The organism is Pseudomonas sp. B21-031 (assembly GCF_024748985.1).
GTDB classification, from domain to species: Bacteria; Pseudomonadota; Gammaproteobacteria; order Pseudomonadales; family Pseudomonadaceae; genus Aquipseudomonas; species Aquipseudomonas kermanshahensis.
The window spans coordinates 5,827,898-5,845,284 of sequence record NZ_CP087181.1 but is presented as its reverse complement, the minus strand read 5'-3'; the positions used below and the strand labels follow the sequence as shown (position 1 = coordinate 5,845,284).

Sequence of the window (17,387 nt, the reverse complement as noted above, 5' to 3'; positions counted from 1 at the left end):
GGCGATGGGGCCGGTACAGGCTTACTCGATGAAGCTGACCACACCGCCTTCCAGCGATTTCACCCGGGCCAGCGACTCAACGCGGTAACCCTGGCTGTCCAGCTCGGCACGGCCGCCCTGGAACGACTTCTCGATGACGATACCCAGGCCGGCCACGGTGGCGCCGGCCTGCTTGATGATCGAGATCAGTGCCTGCGACGCCTTGCCGTTGGCCAGGAAGTCGTCAATCACCAGCACGCGGTCGCTGCTGTTGAGGTGGCGTGGCGAGATGGCCACGGTGTTCTCAGTCTGCTTGGTGAAGGAGTACACCGAGGCAGTCAGCAGGTTCTCGGTCAGGGTCAGCGACTGGTGCTTGCGCGCAAAGATCACCGGCACGCCCAGCTTCAGGCCAGTCATCACCGCCGGGGCGATGCCCGAGGCTTCGATGGTGACGATCTTGGTCACGCCGGCGTCGGCGAACAGGCGGGCGAACTCGTCACCGATCAACTGCATCAGCGCAGGGTCGATCTGGTGGTTGAGAAACGCGTCGACTTTAAGAACCTGATCGGAAAGCACGATGCCTTCTTCGCGAATCTTCTGATGCAGTGCTTCCACTGTGGTTTTCCTCGATGTAGCAAAGGTGGCCGCAACAGCGGCAACGGTTAAAGAGTAAGGGTTGATCAGCGTTTGAGCATTGCCCGAATATCGGCCAGTGCGTTGTTGCCACGCGCGGCTTTCACTTCGACGGGCGCATCGTCCAGGCCTTCCCAGGCCAAATCGTCCGGCGGCAGTTCGTCGAGGAACCGGCTCGGGGTGCAGTCGATGATCTCGCCGTACTGCTTGCGCTTGGCCGCAAAGGTGAAGGCCAGGGTCTGGCGCGCGCGGGTAATGCCCACGTAGGCCAGGCGGCGTTCTTCTTCGATGGTGTCGGCTTCGATGCTGGAGCGGTGCGGAAGGATCTCTTCTTCCATGCCCATGATGAACACGTAAGGGAATTCCAGGCCCTTGGAGGCATGCAGGGTCATCATCTGCACACCTTCGGCGTTTTCTTCCTCTTCCTGCTGGCGCTCGAGCATGTCGCGCAGCACCAGCTTGCCGATGGCGTCCTCGATGGTCATGTCACCCTCTTCGTCCTTCTCGAGGGTGTTTTTCAGCGCTTCGACCAGGAACCAGACGTTGCTGATGCGGAACTCCGCCGCCTTGTCGCTGGCGGTTTGCTGGCGGATCCAGTTCTCGTAGTCGATGTCGCGGATCATCTCGTGCAGCGCGGCGATCGGGTCATCCAGCGCCACCTTGTGGCGCACCCCGTCCAGCCAGTGCTTGAAGCGTTGCAGGCGCTCGGTGTAACGGGCATCCAGGTGCTCGCCCAGGCCCAGCTCTTCGCTGGCGGCGTACATCGAGATACCCCGTTCGGTCGAGTAGTTGCCGAGCTTTTCCAGGGTCGTGGAGCCGATTTCCCGGCGCGGCACGTTGATCACGCGCAGGTAGGCGTTGTCGTCGTCCGGGTTTACCAGCAGGCGCAGGTAGGCCATGAGGTCCTTGACCTCCTGGCGGCCGAAGAAGCTGTTGCCACCCGAAAGGCGGTACGGCACTTGGTGGTGCTGCAGCTTCAGTTCGATCAGCTTGGCCTGGTAGTTGCCGCGGTAAAGGATGGCGAAGTCGCTGTACGGGCGGTTGGTGCGCAGGTGCAGGGTGAGGATTTCCATGGCCACGCGTTCGGCCTCGGCTTCCTCGTTCTTGCAGCGGATCACGCGGATCTCGTCGCCCACGCCCATCTCGCTCCACAGCTGCTTCTCGAACGCGTGTGGGTTGTTGGCGATCAGCACGTTGGCGCAGCGCAGGATGCGGCTGGTGGAGCGGTAGTTCTGCTCGAGCATGACGATCTTCAGGGAGGGGTAGTCCTCCTTGAGCAGCATCAGGTTCTCGGGCCGCGCGCCACGCCAGGCGTAGATCGACTGGTCATCGTCGCCGACCACGGTGAACTGGTTGCGCATGCCGATCAGCATTTTTACCAGTAGGTACTGGCTGGCGTTGGTGTCCTGGTATTCGTCCACCAGCAGGTAGCGCACGCGGTTCTGCCAGCGCGCCAGCACTTCGGGGTGTTCCTGAAACAGCTTGACCGGCTGCAGGATCAGGTCGTCGAAGTCCACCGCGTTGAACGCCTTGAGCGTGCGCTGGTAGTGGGTGTAGACGATGGCGGCGGTCTGCTCGCGTGGGTTTCGAGCCTTTTCCAAGGCCTCTGGCGGAAGGATCAGGTCGTTCTTCCAGGCACCGATCATGTTCTTGATCTCGTCGATGCCGTCGTCGCCGGAATACTCTTTCTGCATGATGTCCGACAGCAACGCCTTGATGTCGGACTCGTCGAAGATCGAAAAGCCTGGCTTGTAGCCCAGCTTTTCGTGCTCCTTGCGGATGATGTTCAAACCCAGGTTGTGGAAGGTGCACACCGTCAGGCCGCGGCCTTCCCCCGGGCGCAGCAAGGTGGCGACCCGCTCCTTCATCTCGCGTGCGGCCTTGTTGGTGAAGGTCATCGCCACGATGTACTGGGCACGGATACCGCAGTTCTGGATGAGGTGGGCAATCTTGCGCGTGATGACGCTGGTCTTGCCGGAACCTGCACCGGCGAGCACCAAAAGAGGGCCGCCGACGTAGTCTCGGGCTTCCTGTTGCCGGGGATTGAGTCGGGACATGCTAGAAACCGGGGGTCGCCAGAAAATAGCCGCGCATTCTAACAGGCATGGGCCGGTAATGGCGCGACCGTCTGACGTCTGAGTCAGACTTTTATCTGCGCATAAGTATTAGTCAGGCTCATGCTATTCACCGAAAAAATCGTATTTGCCGGTTGGCCTGGTTTCGCGCACGATGCACGACGAAATGTGTCGTTGCCTACATATATAAAAGCGTAAATCATTTTCATTCATGCAGTGGCATACTTGGCCTCTGCCGTTGCACCCGCCCATGCCCTAAGGAGCCCGCTTGTCCACGCCTGTCGAACCGTTGCGTTTGCTGCTGTTGGCTGATGAGCCGGAATGGGCCGTGCTGTTGCGCGAGTGCGTGCAGGCACTGAGCGGCAGCGCGGTGTTGTTGACCGCACCTGATTGGGAGTCGGTCGACAGCCTGTTCAGCCACGACCGCCAAGCCGTGATCCTGGCCACCCCGGCCTTGCAGCCAGCCCCCGGCCGCTGCGAGCTGCCCACTATCGTGCTGCTTGATCACGAGCCTGAAGTGGCGCCCACCGGGGTCAGCGACTGGCTGGTGCGTGACCACCTCAATGCCGATGCCTTGCGCCGCTCGTTGCGCCACGTTCGCGAGCGCGGCGTGCTGGTTGCCACTTTGCAACGCCTGGCCGAGCAGGACCCGCTGACCGGTATTGCCAACCGCCAGGGTTTCCAGGCCTTGCTAACGACGCGCCTGGCAGAGGGGGATGGCCGTGGCTTGGCCCTCGGCCACCTCGACCTGGACAACTTCCGCCACGTCAACGACGCGCTTGGCCATCAAAGCGGCGATCGGCTGATCCTGCAGGTGGTGGCACGGCTCAAGCTGCAACTGGAGGCCGGCGACCAGCTGGCCCGGCTGGGCAGCGACGAATTCGCCCTGCTGATCGATACCCGCCGCGACCCGAACCGCGCCGAGTGGATGGCCGAACGCATCATCGAAGCCTTGGCCGAGCCCTACTGGATCGACGGCGAAAGCCTGCTGCTCGGCTGCAGCCTGGGCCTGGCTCACGCCCGGGCGCAGGGCGGCGCCGACCCGCTGATGTGGCATGCGCACATCGCCATGCGCCAGGCCAAGGGTAGCCAGGGCTGTACCTTTCATGTCTTCAATGAACGCATCAACCGCAATGCCCGCAGCCTCGCCGACCTGGAAAGCGAGCTGCGCCGGGCCCTGCGCCGTGACGAGCTGGAGCTGCATTACCAGCCACGGCTGAACCTGGCCGATGGGCGCATCGTTGGCCTTGAGGCGCTGGTGCGCTGGCGCCATGCCGAGCGCGGCCTGTTGCCGCCCAGCGAGTTCGTGCCGCTGGCCGAGCAGAGCGGGCTGATCGTGCCGCTTGGCTACTGGGTGATATCGCGCGCGCTGCGTGACATGCAGGCGCTGTGCGAGCATGGCCTGCCGCCGCTGCACATGGCGGTGAACCTGAGCTTCAGGCAGTTTCAGGACAGCCAGCTGCTGACCACCCTGAGCCGGTTGATCATCGAGCACGGCGTCGATGCCCGCTGGCTGGAGTTCGAGCTGACCGAGACGGCGGTCATGCGCCGCAACGAACGGGTACGCCAGACCATGGATGCCCTTGGGCGCTTGGGCGTGCGTTTTTCCCTGGACGACTTCGGCACTGGCTTCTCATCGTTCGTGCACTTGAACAGCCTGCCGATCGCCTTGCTCAAGGTTGACCGCAGCTTTGTCGCGGAGATGGAAATGCGCGAGGAGAACCGCAAGCTGGTGCACGCCATGATCAACCTGGCGCATAACCTCAACCTCGAAGTGGTTGCCGAAGGTGTCGAAAGCGAAGCGCAGATGGCGTTGTTGCGCGAGTTCGGCTGTGACCAGGTGCAGGGGTTTCTGGTCAGTAAGCCGCTGCCGGTGGCGGAGTTGATGGCGTTTCTGCAGGACTGTGGAACGCCGCATCTGGTTAGTCTGTAATGCGGCTAGGGCTGCAAAGCAGCCCCGGCGATCACACGGGCAGTGCAGACCTGTCAGGCAAACCCGCCTTTCTCAACAGCCGTTTCATCCGCCATTCAAAGCCAAGGGTCAGCGCCACTGCCGCACAGGCCAGCCCCAACGCCAGCCCCCACCAGATCCCGATCGCGCCGCCTCCCAGGTTGAAGGCGAACAGCCAAGCGCTGGGGGCGCCCACAAGCCAATAGCAGCACAGCCCGATCAGGAAGGTGGTCTTGGCATCCTTCAGCCCACGGATCGAGCCCATGGCGATGGTCTGCATGCCGTCGAACAGCTCGAACCAGGCCGCGACCATCACCAGCTGCACGGCCAGTTGGTAGATGGCCGCGAACGCGGGGTCGTTGCGGTCGATGAACAACCCCACCAGGGCATCCGGCAACAGCCAGAACAGCGCGGCGAAGGCGAACATGATCATCCCGCCAAAACCGATCCCCACCCGGCCTGCGCTGCGTGCCGCGAGCAGGTTGCCGCCGCCGTAGTACAAGCCCACGCGCATGGTCACGGCATAAGACAGCCCGGTGGGCACCATGAACGCCGTGGAAACGATCTGCAGCGCGATCTGATGCGCCGCCAGCTCCGTGCTGCCGAGCACGCCCATGCACAGCGCGGCAAAGGCGAACAGGCCCACCTCCACCATGTACGTGCCGCCAATCGGCAGGCCCAGCCGCCACAGCTCGCGCAGGGCCGGCAGGGAAGGGCGTGACAGGCCCTGGCGCAGCGGGTAGGCGGCATAGGCTGAATGCCAGCGGATGTATAAGGCCAAGGCAATCGCCATGCCCAGCGACACCACGGCAGTGACCAGGCCGATGCCCATCAGGCCCAGCTTGGGCAGGCCGAACATGCCTTCGATCAGCGCAACGTTGAGCAGGTAGTTGAGCACCGTGCCTATCACGCTGATGACCATCACCGGCGTCGAGCGGCCAAGTGCGCTGGTGAAGCCGCGCAGGGCCATGAAGGTCAGGTAGCTGGGCAGGGCCAGCGGCAACAGGGTGAGGAATTCGGCGGCCGAGGCGACGTTCTCCGGCTGTTGGCCGAACATCAGCAACACCGGCTCCAGGTTCCACAGCACCAGCGCCGCGACCAGCGCCAGGCCCCAGGCCAGCCACAGGCCGCTTTGTGCCAGGCGTGTGACGCCCTCGATGTCGTTGGCACCCTTGCGGATGGCCACCAGCGTGCCGACCGCGGCGATCACGCCCAGGCAAAAAATCGACACGAACGAGTAGCTCGCAGCACCCAAGCCGCCGCCCGCCAAGGCTTGCGGGCTGATGCGGGCCATCATCAGGGTGTCGGTCAGCACCATCAGCATGTGCGCCAACTGCGAGGCGATCAGCGGCCCAGCCAGGCGCAGCAAAGCCTTGAGTTCGGTGGTAGGCGCTACATGCATGCGTGTGGTCCTTTTCCTGATCCCGTGAGCGAAGGGCGATTCTGAGGCTTTGGTCAGCTTTGCACAAAAGGATAAAAACGATCATTGGCATGAGTTTGACTCATGTGTTTATGTTGTCAGCGAACCGTTCCCCAGCCCGCATGGCAGGTGCCTAATGTCTCGTCAGCTCCCACCGTTGTATGCCTTGCGCGCATTCGAAGCCGCTGCGCGACTGAGCTCCTTCACCCGTGCCGGCGAAGAACTTTCGATTACCCAGAGTGCGGTCAGCCGCCATATCCGCACCCTTGAACAACACTTCGCCTGCCGCCTGTTCGTGCGCAGCGGCCGCAGCTTGCAGCTGACCGAAGCGGCCAGGGTGTTGCTGCCCGGCGTGCGCGAAGGCTTCGCCGCGCTGGAGCGGGCTTGCGACACCTTGCGCGGCGAAGATGACATCCTGCGCATGAAAGCGCCCTCTACCCTGACCATGCGCTGGTTGTTGGCCCGCCTGAGCCGTTTTCGTCACCTGCAGCCCGGTAACGAAGTGCAACTGACCAGCGCCTGGATGGACGTCGACCATGTCGATTTCAACCAGGAGCCTTTCGATTGCGCGGTGTTGCTCAGCGATGGCGTGTTCCCGGCGCATTGGGAAGTGCGCCGGTTGTTTCCCGAACTGCTGATCCCGGTGGGTGCGCCGGACCTGCTCGATGATGGGCCGTGGGACGAGCGTCGGCTGGCCTGCATCGAACTGCTGCACCCGACCGTGGACAAGCGTGATTGGCGCGAATGGCTGGAGCGCATGGGGCTTAGCGACAAGGTGTCGCTCAAGGGCGGCCAGGTGTTCGATACCCTGGAGTTGGGCATGATCGCAGCGGCGCGTGGTTATGGCATATCGATGGGGGATTTGCTGATGGTGGCCGAGGATGTGGCGCAGGGGCGTTTGAGCTTGCCCTGGCCAACGGCGGTGCCCAGCGGCATGGATTACTACCTGGTGTGGCCGCGCACCCGGCCGGGGGGCGAGCGGTTGCGGCGCTTGAGCGAATTCTTGCACGCTGAGGTGGCGGCGATGGACCTGCCGGATGTGCAGGTCCTGCCGACGCTTGGGCCGCAGCGCGACCCAATGCGACCCTAAGGCTTACATCGACCCCAGGTTCAGCGCCTGTGCACACGCCTGTAACGAGCGGCGCTCGCTCTGCGCATACAACGCCAGCTCATCCTGCACCTTCAGCCCCAATGCAGCTTCGAACGCCTCACGGTTAGCGTTGCTGCCGTATTCTGCCTGCGCATCGTCGCCCAGGTTGGACTGGAAGATCCCCGCTGCACTTACCGGCAGGAAGTCTTCGTACACCAGCGCCTCGAAGTGCACATGCCCCGCTTCGATCAGCCCTTGCAGGGTGGTCGGGCGGTCGCTGTGATCACGAGCAGCCAAGCCTTTTTCGGTGGCGAAGTAACGGAAGTAGGCCAGGCCTTGTTCACGCATCTGCGCCAGGTCGTCGGGGAACTCGGCGAAGGTCTGGCTCAACAGCGTTCTGTAACGCTCGGCATTGGCTTCGGCTGGCACACCGCCCAAGGCGGCGCGGGTAGCATCGAGCAGTTTGTCGTACAGCTGGCGACCCTTCGGCGTCAGTGCGGCACCGCGTTGTTCGATCTCGCCGAAACGCGCGGTGTGGCTGCCCTCGCTGCCTTGCTGGCCGCTGAAGGCGACTTTTTCCTGCAGCGCCTTGAAGCTGGTCTGGCGCAGCAGGATTGGGTGGCGGCGGGTGGGCGGGCCTTCGACCACGGCCTTTGGTGGAATGCCCTTGGCTGGCATGCCGACTTGGATCGCGTCGATGTCCAGGGTGCGCGGGGTCAGGTGGTTGATGTGCGGGCCCTTGAAGGCCACCACATCGGCTATCAGACGGTGCTGGTCGTGCAGTTGCTGGTACTGCTCGGCGGTTACCGTGGCGTCATGGTGCCAGCGGAAGGTGTGCAGCGCTTCCTGCACGAACGCCTCGGCGTCGGCTGCGCTGAGGCCGCCGTCACGCTCGCACTGGGCAATCAGCTCGAGTACACGCGGGGTGAAAATCTTGCGTTTGGCCAGGATGCCCTGTGCCAATTCGCGCAGTTGCGGGTTGTCGATCAGTTCCAGGCGCAGCAGCGAGGTAAATACCCGGAACGGGCTGACATGCAGGGACTGCTCGTGCACGGCGCGGAAGGCGGTGGAGTGCACGGGTACGCCTGCAGAGCTGAGGTCGTAATAGCCGACGGGCTCCATGCCCATCACCGCGAACAGTTTGGCGATGGTGGCCAGTTCTTCGGCGGTGCCGACGCGGATGGCGCCGTGGCGTTCTTGGTCCAGGCGCTCGATTTCGCCGGTCCAGCGCAGCGCTTCGGCCACCTTTGGTTGCTGGGTCATCACCTGCTGGTTGATTTCGCTCACCAGCTCCAGCAGCGTGCCATACAGCGGCACTTCCTGTTTGTACATGAGCGACATGGCGGCAGAGAACTGCGCGCGGATGCTGTCTGGGCTGACGAAATCGTGGGCGGGCATCGCTAGCTTCCTGGTTGGGTTCGGACGCTTACATGAAAGCTGGGAATGCACATAGCTCACAAGCGAAAAAAAGTGCGAGTGTCATTCCTTTTTTGATCGACCTTGGGCTGTTAGGCCGCCAAGCGGCCCCCAGCAATCTCAAACCTACAACTGCTCGCGAATCCACTCCACCAGCGCCCGCACCTTCGGCACCTCGGCCGCATGCTCGGCATACGCCAGGTAATGCGCCCCGGTACTTTTCATCGCATGATTCCAGGCAATGACCAAGCTCCCGTCATTCAGCTCCTTGGCCACCAGATACCGCGGCACCAGCGCCACCCCACACCCCGCCTGCGCCGCGCTCAAGGCCATATAGAACGTATCGAACCGCGGCCCATGGTAGGCGCTCACACTCTGCAGCCCCAGCTCCAGAAACCACTCATGCCACGCCTCTGGCCGCGATGTGCTTTGCAGCAGCACCAGCTCGGCCAACTCACCGGCATCGGCCAGCGCCCGCCCGGCCAACAGCTCCGGCGCGCACACCGGCACCACCTCTTCGCGGAACAGCTCCACGCAGGTTGCCCCCGGCCAGGTGCCTTGCCCATAGAAGAACACCACATCCGCCGAGCCTTGCAGCAAAGCGAATGGCTCCATCTCGTTACGGATGTCCAGGTGGATATTGGTGTGGCGCTTGCCAAAGCCTTTGAGGTGGGGGATTAGCCAGCGCACGCCAAAACTCGGTTGAGTGGCTACCTTCAATATCTCGGTCTGCTCGCCATAGGTCAGTACGTAGCGGCTCGACATGTCCACCTGGGTGAGGATCTTGTTGACCTCGGCCAGGTACAGGCTGCCCGCTGGCGTCAGCTGCAGGCGGCGGCGAATGCGCAGGAACAGGTGGTGGCGCAGCATGTCTTCGAGTTGCGCCACTTGCTTGCTGACCGCGCTCTGGGTCAGGTGCAGCTCTTCGGCGGCACGGGTGAAACTTAAATGACGGGCTGCAGCTTCAAAGCACTGCAGGGCGGTCATGGAGGGCACCAGGCGTTTGGACATAGCGGTCTCTGCGGCTCAAATCATTACCTGACGGAATGATATGCGGAATAAAGGTCGTTTGTTGCACTGGTGTGATCGGATTAATACTGATCCACATCATTTTTCCACCCCATCACCGATGTAGGAGATGCACAAATGGTTGCTGGATTGCTCGAGCGCCTTGGCGTTGCCGCCGAGGCTTACACCCAGGGCGACTACCCTGTTCACACGCCGATCGACGGCAGCCAGATCGCCTCGGTGAAACTGCTCGGCAAGGCCGAGACCATCGCCCGCATCGATCAGGCGCAAAGCGCCTTCGACGCCTGGCGCACCGTGCCGGCCCCACGCCGTGGCGAGCTGGTCCGCCTGTTCGGTGAAGTGCTGCGTGAACACAAGGCCGACCTCGGCGAACTGGTTTCGATCGAAGCTGGCAAGATCACCCAGGAAGGCCTGGGCGAAGTCCAGGAAATGATCGACATCTGCGACTTCGCCGTCGGCCTGTCGCGTCAGCTGTACGGCCTGACCATCGCCTCCGAGCGCCCTGGCCACCACATGCGTGAAACCTGGCACCCGCTGGGCGTGGTTGGCGTGATCAGCGCCTTCAACTTCCCGGTTGCCGTCTGGGCCTGGAACACCGCGCTGGCCCTGGTGGCCGGTAACTCGGTGGTGTGGAAGCCGTCGGAAAAGACCCCACTGACCGCCCTGGCCTGCCAGGCGCTGTTCGAAAAAGCCCTGAAAGCCTTTGGCGATGCACCGGCTGGCCTGGCGCAACTGGTCATCGGTGGCCGTGAAGCGGGCGAAGCGATGGTCGATGACCCACGTGTGCCGCTGGTCAGCGCCACGGGCAGCACCCGCATGGGCCGTGAAGTCGGCCCACGTGTTGCTGCTCGCTTCGGCCGCAGCATCCTCGAACTGGGCGGCAACAACGCCATGATCCTGGCCCCGAGCGCGGACCTGGACCTGGCTGTGCGCGGCATCCTGTTCTCCGCCGTGGGTACTGCGGGCCAGCGCTGCACCACCCTGCGCCGCCTGATCGTGCACCGCTCGATCAAGGACGAAGTGGTTGCCCGCGTCAAAGCCGCCTACGGCAAAGTACGTATCGGTGACCCACGCAAAGACAACCTGGTGGGCCCGCTGATCGACAAACTGTCGTTCGACGCCATGCAGGGCGCGCTGGCCAAGGCCCGCGACGAAGGTGGCCAGGTGTTTGGCGGCGAGCGTCAGCTGGCTGACCAGTACCCGAACGCCTACTACGTGTCCCCAGCCATCGCCGAGATGCCGGCCCAGAGCGACGTGGTTCGCCACGAGACCTTCGCGCCGATCCTCTATGTGCTGGCCTACGATGATTTCGAAGAGGCCCTGCGCCTGAACAACGAAGTGCCACAAGGCCTGTCCTCGTGCATCTTCACCACCGACATCCGTGAAGCCGAGCGCTTCCAGAGTGCTTCGGGCAGCGACTGCGGCATCGCCAACGTCAACATCGGTACCAGCGGCGCCGAGATCGGCGGTGCGTTTGGTGGCGAGAAAGAAACCGGCGGTGGTCGTGAATCCGGTTCGGATGCCTGGAAAGGCTACATGCGTCGTCAGACCAACACGGTCAACTACTCGCGCGAGCTGCCGCTGGCGCAGGGTATCGTGTTCGACTGATGCTGCATGGCCGGGGGCTTAGCCCCCGGTTCGCGGGGCAAGCCCGCTCCCACAGGATCCCCGCTGCCTTTCAGGCCTGTGTGGTCCCTGTGGGAGCGGGCTTGTCCCGCGAATGGGCCGCAAAGCGGCCCCAACAAAACCAGATGCACCCGCAATAAGAACAACACTGCTGGAGCCGGCCATGTCCGAACTGCGTCAACAATGCTTGTGGGAATTCGTCAGCAAACCGACCGTCGCCGCCCAGGCCCTGGCCGGTGAGCACAAGGCCGATGTCTGTGTCATCGGTGGCGGCATCACCGGCCTGTCCGCAGCGATCCACCTGCTCGAACAGGGCAAGTCGGTGATCTTGCTGGAAGCCTGGAAGATCGGCCACGGTGGCTCCGGACGTAACGTCGGCCTGGTCAATGCTGGCACCTGGATCCGCCCCGACGACGTCGAGGCGACCCTCGGCCAGAAGCAGGGCAGCCGCTTGAACAAGGTGCTTGGCGAAGCACCGGGCGAGGTATTCGCCATGATCGAGCGCCTGGGCATCGATTGCCAAGCCCAGCACAAAGGCACGCTGCACATGGCGCACAACGCCACCGGCATTGCCGACCTCGAAGCCCGCCATGAACAATGGAGCCGCCGCGGCGCTGACGTCGAACTGCTGACCGGCGCCCAGTGCCAGGAATACTGCGGTACCGACAAGATTTCCGCCGCGTTGCTCGACCGCCGCGCCGGCACTATCAACCCCATGGGTTACACCCAAGGCCTGGCCGCTGCGGTTTCGCGCCTGGGTGGCAAGGTGTTCCAGCAGTCCTCGGTCGAGGGCCTGGAGCGCGAGGGTGATGGCTGGCGCGTAAAAACGGCACGTGGCTCGGTGCGCGCCGACAAGGTGGTGATTTCCACCGGTGCCTACACCGAAGGCGACTGGAGCAACCTGCAGAAGCAGTTCTTCCGCGGTTACTACTACCAGGTCGCGTCCAAGCCGCTGCACGGCGCTGCCGCTGACAAGGTGCTGCCGCATGGCCAGGGCTCCTGGGACACCCGCACCGTGCTCAGCAGCATCCGCCGCGACGACCAGGGCCGCCTGCTGCTCGGCAGCCTGGGCCGGGTCGACAACAAGCCGGCCTGGTTCGTGCGCAGCTGGGCTGACCGTATCCAGAGCCATTACTACCCTGAGCTGGGCAAGGTCGAGTGGGAGATGCACTGGACCGGCTGCATCGACTTTACCCCCGACCACCTGATGCGCCTGTTCGAGCCGGCGCCGGGGCTGGTGGCGGTGACCGGTTACAACGGCCGTGGCAACACCACCGGGACCGTGATCGGGCGAGCGTTTGCCGAGTTCTTGCTCAAGGACGAAGCGGACAGCCTGCCGATTCCGTTCTCGCCGATGACCGGGGTGAGCGCTCCGTCTCTGCGCACGGCGTTCTACGAGTCCGGGTTCTCGCTGTACCACGCGGGGCAGTGCTTGAGGGTGGTGTTGTAGCCACTGGCCTCTTCGCGGGGCAAGCCCGCTCCCACAAGTACACCGGTGTATTCAACCTTTGCGATGTATCTGTGGGAGCGGGTTTGCCCCGCGAAGAGGCCAGCACAGTGAAAAATATTACTTGTGCAACCAACTGAGAAAGCCACCTTTCTTGATCAGGGTCGGTTTCTGCAGCAACAACGACTCCCGGCTCTGCCGCCTGAACCGCTGCAGCTTGCTCAACGCCGTTTGCACCTCGCCCCGCTGCACCAGGCAGCTCTTCACCTGTTCCTTGTCGATGCGGTAAAGCACGCAACTGGTCAGCGTGCGGAACTCGGCAAAGCCATCGTCTTCGTCGATGATGCCCTCGATCCCCAGCACTTCCCCCGGCCCCATGCGCCCGGCCTCCAGCAGCTTGTCGCCATCGCGAATCGACGCTGAAACCACGCCGCTGCCAATCACCAACAGGTGATCCGAGCGCTCGCCCACACCCAGGATCACTTGGTCCGCCAGGTATTCCACGGCCGTCATGCGCTGGCTCAACGCATCGCGCTCTTCATCGCTCAGCGAGCGGAACACCCGCACCTCATCCAGCACCTCGCGCTGGCGGCTGCGCGGCGGCAGGGCCAGGTCGACGTTCCACATCACGCCACTGGCCTCCAGGTGCCGATGGGCCAGGTCGAACAGCTGATTGCGCGCGTCGGTCTTGCCGCCCATGTCGGCAATGAAGCCACTGGCTTCGTACTCCACCGACTCCAGGGTCGAAGCCTTCACCGTGACCTTGGGCTTGGGCGTGGCGAGTATCGCGCGCGTGCCCTGCAGGGCCTTTTCCAGCGCATCGAACACCCGCTTGGGGCGCACCTTGGCCGGCACCACCACACTGATCGACACCCCATGCACGTCAGGCGGGCGGCTGTGGTTGAGCAGTTTGGCTTTGGCCGCCACCGAATTGGGGATCACCGCCAGGCTGCCGGCACTGGTCAGCAGCCGCGTGGCACGCCAGTCGATGTCCAGCACCTTGCCTTCGGTGCCGTCAATGGAGATGGCATCGCCGATCTGATACGGCCGCGTGGTGTTCAGCACGATGCCGCTGAACACGTCGGCCAAGGTGCTTTGCAACGCCAGGCCGATGACGATGGCCATCACCCCAGAGGTGGCCAGCAGCCCCTTCACCGGCAGTTGCATCACATAGCCCGCCGCAGCCACCACCGCCGCCAAAAAGATCAGCGCCCCCAGCACATCCTGCAGCAACCGCCCGCCATGGCTGCCACGCGCCACCAGCAACAGCCCGAACACCACGGTTACCGTGCGCGCACCAAACAGCCACCAGCCGATCGTCAGCACTGTCGCCATCAGGTTGCGCGACACATCGTCAGGCCATGGCGGCGGCTGCAAAGGGCTCATGCCCGCGGCCAGCAGCACCCAGCTGAACAGCAGGAAAATCACCAGCCGCGAGCCGATACGCCAGGCCCGGCGTTGGAGGGGGATCAGTTGCCAGAGAATCAGGTCGAGCAGGATCAGTGAAGTGCCGAGCAACAACGGGGACGACTGGATGAACGCCAGCATGGTGGTCTCGGGGGTGAGGGGAGGGCTGTGCGTAGTAATAGAGCAGGTTGGGCAGGCAGGCAATGGGGGACGGGTAAGTTGTATCTGACGGTCAAGGCCGTTGCCCTGTGGTCGAAGGGTTCGCGGCGCTGTGCTCCAACTACATCCCGCATTGCCGCAAAGCTGTTGACTTGCTCAAAGACTGTGATAGCGTTTTACCCGAGCGCGAAACCAGTTGCCATTCAGCGGCAGTAACTGGCGTAGGAACCCCGTCGATGGCTGAATCATCAGCGCAGGGTGAGACCTCCACACCCCGGCTTGAGGGTGTGTATATGAATATCAAGCGTCTATTCAGGGCTACTGGTGACAGTGGCCCTTTTCTTTGCCCGGCAGAAACTCATAGCGCTTGTACAGCAGTTCGCCATGGCGGTGCTTGTTGAGTGCTTTCGCGTCGCACTGCATGAAATTCCACAGTATTTTTCCGCTCTCGAGCGTAACGATCGCTAGCATCTGCCGCTTGGCTTCATATACCCCTGGATTTTCCTCAGACGAAGCAATGGCGTAGGAATTGGCTTGTGGTCTTCAACAAGCCCAGCGTCCATGAAGCCGGCTTGCCGGTTTACAGGCCTGCCAATCCATCGTTCACAAAACAGAACGCTAAAGCCAAAAACCACTATCTACCGCTCCAAAGGTGATGGTTTTAATCTTCTCCCATCAACGCGAAACACCCAACTTACTGAACATCAAAACCCTTAGGAGCAACGACCATGGCCCAATTCAAATACAACCGCCTGAACAAAGACGACGCCGCTGTGCTGCTGGTCGACCACCAGGCTGGCCTGCTGTCCCTGGTCCGCGACATCGAGCCAGACGCGTTCAAGAACAACGTGCTGGCCCTGGCCGACCTGGCCAAGTTCTTCAACCTGCCAACCATCCTCACCACCAGCTTCGAGCAAGGCCCCAACGGCCCACTGGTGCCTGAATTGAAAGCGCTGTTCCCAGACGCCCCTTACATCGCCCGTCCAGGCCAGATCAACGCCTGGGACAACGAAGACTTCGTCAAGGCAGTGAAGGCCACTGGCAAGAAGCAGCTGATCATCGCCGGTGTAGTGACCGAGGTCTGTGTCGCCTTCCCGGCCTTGGCAGCCCTGGAAGAAGAGTTCGAGGTGTTCGTGGTGACCGATGCGTCTGGCACTTTCAACGCGATGACCCGCGATGCCGCCCATGACCGCATGAGCCAGGCCGGTGCGCAGCTGATGACCTGGTTCGGCGTGGCCTGTGAGCTGCACCGCGACTGGCGCAATGACGTCGAAGGCCTGGCGGCGCTGTGCTCCAACCACATCCCGGACTACCGCAACCTGATGACCAGCTACAACGCCTTCAACGCCGGCAAGTAACCCGCCGCGCACCGGGCACCGAGCGTCGGTGCCCGGCAAGGGCAGCACACCCATTCAATCCTCCGCCCGTTCGCTGTTGCACAGTGAGTGCGGGCCAGCTCATCCCAAGGAATGTCGATGAACACCGCACTCCAAGACAACCGCAACGTGGTCACCCTGGTCATCCAGCACAAGGTTCGCGCCGAGGCGCTGGCCGGCTACGAGGACTGGCTCAAGCACACAGTCAGTGCCGCGCGCCGCCAACCCGGCCACCTCGACGTCAACGTGATCCGCCCCGAAGACGGCGGCCGCCACTTCACCACCGTGGTGCGCTTCAGCGATGCCAGCCTGCTGCAGGCCTGGGTCAACTCCACCGAGCGCCAGACGCTGGTCAGCCAGGTGCTGCCGCTGCTGGAGGAGGGCGACAACACCCAGGTCCACGAAGACCCAGAGTTCTGGTTCACCCCACCGAGCACCACGGCGGCACAACCGCCGCGCTGGAAGCAGGCGTTGCTGACCTACCTGGTGATCTGCCCGATGACCATGGTCATACCGCAACTGCTGGCGCCGTTGTTCGCGCGCTTTCCGCACTTGGGCGGCGCGATCACCGGCAACCTGATCGTCAACCTGTTTGTCATCCTGCCCGTGGTGTTCTACATCATGCCGTGGGTAACCCGCCGCTGCGCCAACTGGCTGCGTGGCTGATTCAGCCCCTTCCCCATAGACTTTCAAGGAGATACCGATATGAGCACACTCGTAACCCGCGATGGCACTTCGCTCTATTTCAAGGACTGGGGCAGCGGCAAGCCCGTGCTGTTCAGCCACGGTTGGCCGTTGGACGCCGACATGTGGGATTCGCAGATGGAATTCCTGGCCAGCCGTGGCTACCGCGCCATCGCCTTCGATCGCCGTGGTTTCGGCCGGTCGAGCCAGCCGTGGAATGGCTATGACTACGACACGTTTGCCGATGACATCGCCCAACTGATCGAACACCTCGACCTGCGTGAAGTGACCTTGGTGGGCTTCTCCATGGGCGGTGGCGATGTCAGCCGCTACATCGCACGCCATGGTAACGAGCGGGTGGCCGGGCTTGTGTTGCTGGGGGCGGTGACGCCGGTGTTTGGCCAGCGGGATGACAACCCTGAGGGGGTCGAGGCTGCGGTGTTCGAGGGTATTCAGGCGGGCCTGCGTGCCGACCGGGCGCAGTTCATCGCCGATTTTTCCACGCCGTTTTATGGCTTGAACCAAGGGCAGCAGGTGTCCCAAGGGGTGCTGACGCAGACCCTGAACATCGCGCTGCTGGCCTCGATCAAGGGCACGCTGGATTGCGTCACCGCGTTTTCCGAGACCGACTTCCGCCCGGACATGGCCAAGATTGAGGTGCCGACCTTGGTGATCCACGGTGATGCGGACCAGATCGTGCCGTTCGAGACCACGGGCAAGCAAGCCGCCGAATTGATTCGTGGGGCCGAGCTGAAGGTGTATGAAGGTGCGCCGCATGGGTTTGCCGTGACGCATGCGCAGCAGCTGAATGAAGACTTGTTGGCGTTCCTCCAGCGATGACGGTGTGAGGCATTCGCGGCGGTCCGGCGCCCCGGTATACCCGCTCCCACAGGTTCAACACAGCTTTTGGGGCATGTGATGCCCCTGTGGGAGTGGGCTTGCCGGGGCGCCGGACCGCCGCGAAGAGGCCGGCCCTGGCAGCACAAAACGTGAACAGGGCTAACCTTCTTCAACCCACCGCACATCCATGCAATCCCTGACCAGGCTTGAACCGGCATGCTCCGCAGTTGCGCTTGCCGCTGCCGCACCCAGACG

The 17,387-nt window shown here is 63.0% G+C and carries 13 protein-coding genes; 7 read left to right on the top strand and 6 right to left on the bottom strand.

What is annotated here, in order from left to right:
- Positions 1-21: 21 nt before the first annotated feature.
- Both LOY53_RS26040 and rep read right to left on the bottom strand, forming a co-directional pair.
- Positions 22-594, bottom strand: a complete 573-nt coding sequence (locus tag LOY53_RS26040) for a xanthine phosphoribosyltransferase (protein ID WP_003253535.1) — start codon at positions 592-594, stop codon at positions 22-24.
- Positions 595-659: 65 nt separating this feature from the next.
- Positions 660-2,669: a DNA helicase Rep gene (rep, locus tag LOY53_RS26035; protein WP_252826230.1), complete on the bottom strand. Its 2,010-nt coding sequence runs from the start codon at positions 2,667-2,669 to the stop codon at positions 660-662.
- Between the two features lie 286 nt (positions 2,670-2,955).
- On the opposite strand from rep, the gene LOY53_RS26030 reads away from it, so the two are divergent.
- Positions 2,956-4,620, top strand: a complete 1,665-nt coding sequence (locus LOY53_RS26030; RefSeq protein ID WP_252826228.1) for a bifunctional diguanylate cyclase/phosphodiesterase — start codon at positions 2,956-2,958, stop codon at positions 4,618-4,620.
- A gap of 31 nt (positions 4,621-4,651) precedes the next feature.
- Here the strand turns inward: LOY53_RS26030 and LOY53_RS26025 are convergent, their stop codons facing one another.
- The gene (locus LOY53_RS26025) at positions 4,652-6,040 is read right to left on the bottom strand and encodes a NorM family multidrug efflux MATE transporter (protein WP_252826226.1); all 1,389 of its coding nucleotides are present in this window, start codon (positions 6,038-6,040) and stop codon (positions 4,652-4,654) included.
- Between the two features lie 154 nt (positions 6,041-6,194).
- Between LOY53_RS26025 and LOY53_RS26020 the strand changes: the two genes are divergently transcribed.
- Entirely contained in the window at positions 6,195-7,148 is a 954-nt protein-coding gene (locus tag LOY53_RS26020; RefSeq protein WP_027592180.1) for a LysR substrate-binding domain-containing protein, read from the top strand.
- A 3-nt stretch (positions 7,149-7,151) separates the two neighbouring features.
- Here LOY53_RS26020 and LOY53_RS26015 read toward each other — a convergent pair whose 3' ends face one another.
- A complete protein-coding gene (locus LOY53_RS26015; protein ID WP_252826225.1) occupies positions 7,152-8,546 on the bottom strand; it encodes a VOC family protein in 1,395 nt (464 codons plus the stop codon).
- A gap of 144 nt (positions 8,547-8,690) precedes the next feature.
- Positions 8,691-9,575, bottom strand: a complete 885-nt coding sequence (locus tag LOY53_RS26010; RefSeq protein WP_252826223.1) for a LysR family transcriptional regulator — start codon at positions 9,573-9,575, stop codon at positions 8,691-8,693.
- Between the two features lie 135 nt (positions 9,576-9,710).
- On the opposite strand from LOY53_RS26010, the gene LOY53_RS26005 reads away from it, so the two are divergent.
- Positions 9,711-11,201: an aldehyde dehydrogenase family protein gene (locus LOY53_RS26005; RefSeq protein ID WP_012274799.1), complete on the top strand. Its 1,491-nt coding sequence runs from the start codon at positions 9,711-9,713 to the stop codon at positions 11,199-11,201.
- Positions 11,202-11,382: 181 nt separating this feature from the next.
- A complete protein-coding gene (locus LOY53_RS26000) occupies positions 11,383-12,669 on the top strand; it encodes an FAD-binding oxidoreductase (protein WP_027592183.1) in 1,287 nt (428 codons plus the stop codon).
- 117 nt (positions 12,670-12,786) lie between these two features.
- On the opposite strand, the gene LOY53_RS25995 is transcribed toward LOY53_RS26000, so the two are convergent.
- Positions 12,787-14,214, bottom strand: a complete 1,428-nt coding sequence (locus LOY53_RS25995) for a mechanosensitive ion channel family protein (protein ID WP_099430783.1) — start codon at positions 14,212-14,214, stop codon at positions 12,787-12,789.
- A 746-nt stretch (positions 14,215-14,960) separates the two neighbouring features.
- On the opposite strand from LOY53_RS25995, the gene ycaC reads away from it, so the two are divergent.
- From ycaC to LOY53_RS25980, 3 genes are all read left to right on the top strand, one after another.
- Positions 14,961-15,590, top strand: coding sequence for an isochorismate family cysteine hydrolase YcaC (gene ycaC, locus LOY53_RS25990; protein ID WP_027592185.1), 630 nt, complete (start codon positions 14,961-14,963; stop codon positions 15,588-15,590).
- A 117-nt stretch (positions 15,591-15,707) separates the two neighbouring features.
- Entirely contained in the window at positions 15,708-16,274 is a 567-nt protein-coding gene (locus LOY53_RS25985; RefSeq protein WP_027592186.1) for an antibiotic biosynthesis monooxygenase, read from the top strand.
- A 39-nt stretch (positions 16,275-16,313) separates the two neighbouring features.
- Positions 16,314-17,132: an alpha/beta fold hydrolase gene (locus LOY53_RS25980; protein WP_252826219.1), complete on the top strand. Its 819-nt coding sequence runs from the start codon at positions 16,314-16,316 to the stop codon at positions 17,130-17,132.
- Positions 17,133-17,387: the final 255 nt, after the last annotated feature.

What these genes read in the sequence shown, in the direction of transcription:
- rep (WP_252826230.1), bottom strand. Translation starts at nt 2,669, where the DNA reads ATGTCCCGACTCAATCCCCGGCAACAGGAAGCCCGAGACTACGTCGGC.
- LOY53_RS26025 (WP_252826226.1), bottom strand. Translation starts at nt 6,040, where the DNA reads ATGCATGTAGCGCCTACCACCGAACTCAAGGCTTTGCTGCGCCTGGCT.
- LOY53_RS26020 (WP_027592180.1), top strand. Translation starts at nt 6,195, where the DNA reads ATGTCTCGTCAGCTCCCACCGTTGTATGCCTTGCGCGCATTCGAAGCC.
- LOY53_RS26015 (WP_252826225.1), bottom strand. Translation starts at nt 8,546, where the DNA reads ATGCCCGCCCACGATTTCGTCAGCCCAGACAGCATCCGCGCGCAGTTC.
- LOY53_RS26010 (WP_252826223.1), bottom strand. Translation starts at nt 9,575, where the DNA reads ATGTCCAAACGCCTGGTGCCCTCCATGACCGCCCTGCAGTGCTTTGAA.
- LOY53_RS26005 (WP_012274799.1), top strand. Translation starts at nt 9,711, where the DNA reads ATGGTTGCTGGATTGCTCGAGCGCCTTGGCGTTGCCGCCGAGGCTTAC.
- LOY53_RS26000 (WP_027592183.1), top strand. Translation starts at nt 11,383, where the DNA reads ATGTCCGAACTGCGTCAACAATGCTTGTGGGAATTCGTCAGCAAACCG.
- LOY53_RS25995 (WP_099430783.1), bottom strand. Translation starts at nt 14,214, where the DNA reads ATGCTGGCGTTCATCCAGTCGTCCCCGTTGTTGCTCGGCACTTCACTG.
- ycaC (WP_027592185.1), top strand. Translation starts at nt 14,961, where the DNA reads ATGGCCCAATTCAAATACAACCGCCTGAACAAAGACGACGCCGCTGTG.
- LOY53_RS25985 (WP_027592186.1), top strand. Translation starts at nt 15,708, where the DNA reads ATGAACACCGCACTCCAAGACAACCGCAACGTGGTCACCCTGGTCATC.
- LOY53_RS25980 (WP_252826219.1), top strand. Translation starts at nt 16,314, where the DNA reads ATGAGCACACTCGTAACCCGCGATGGCACTTCGCTCTATTTCAAGGAC.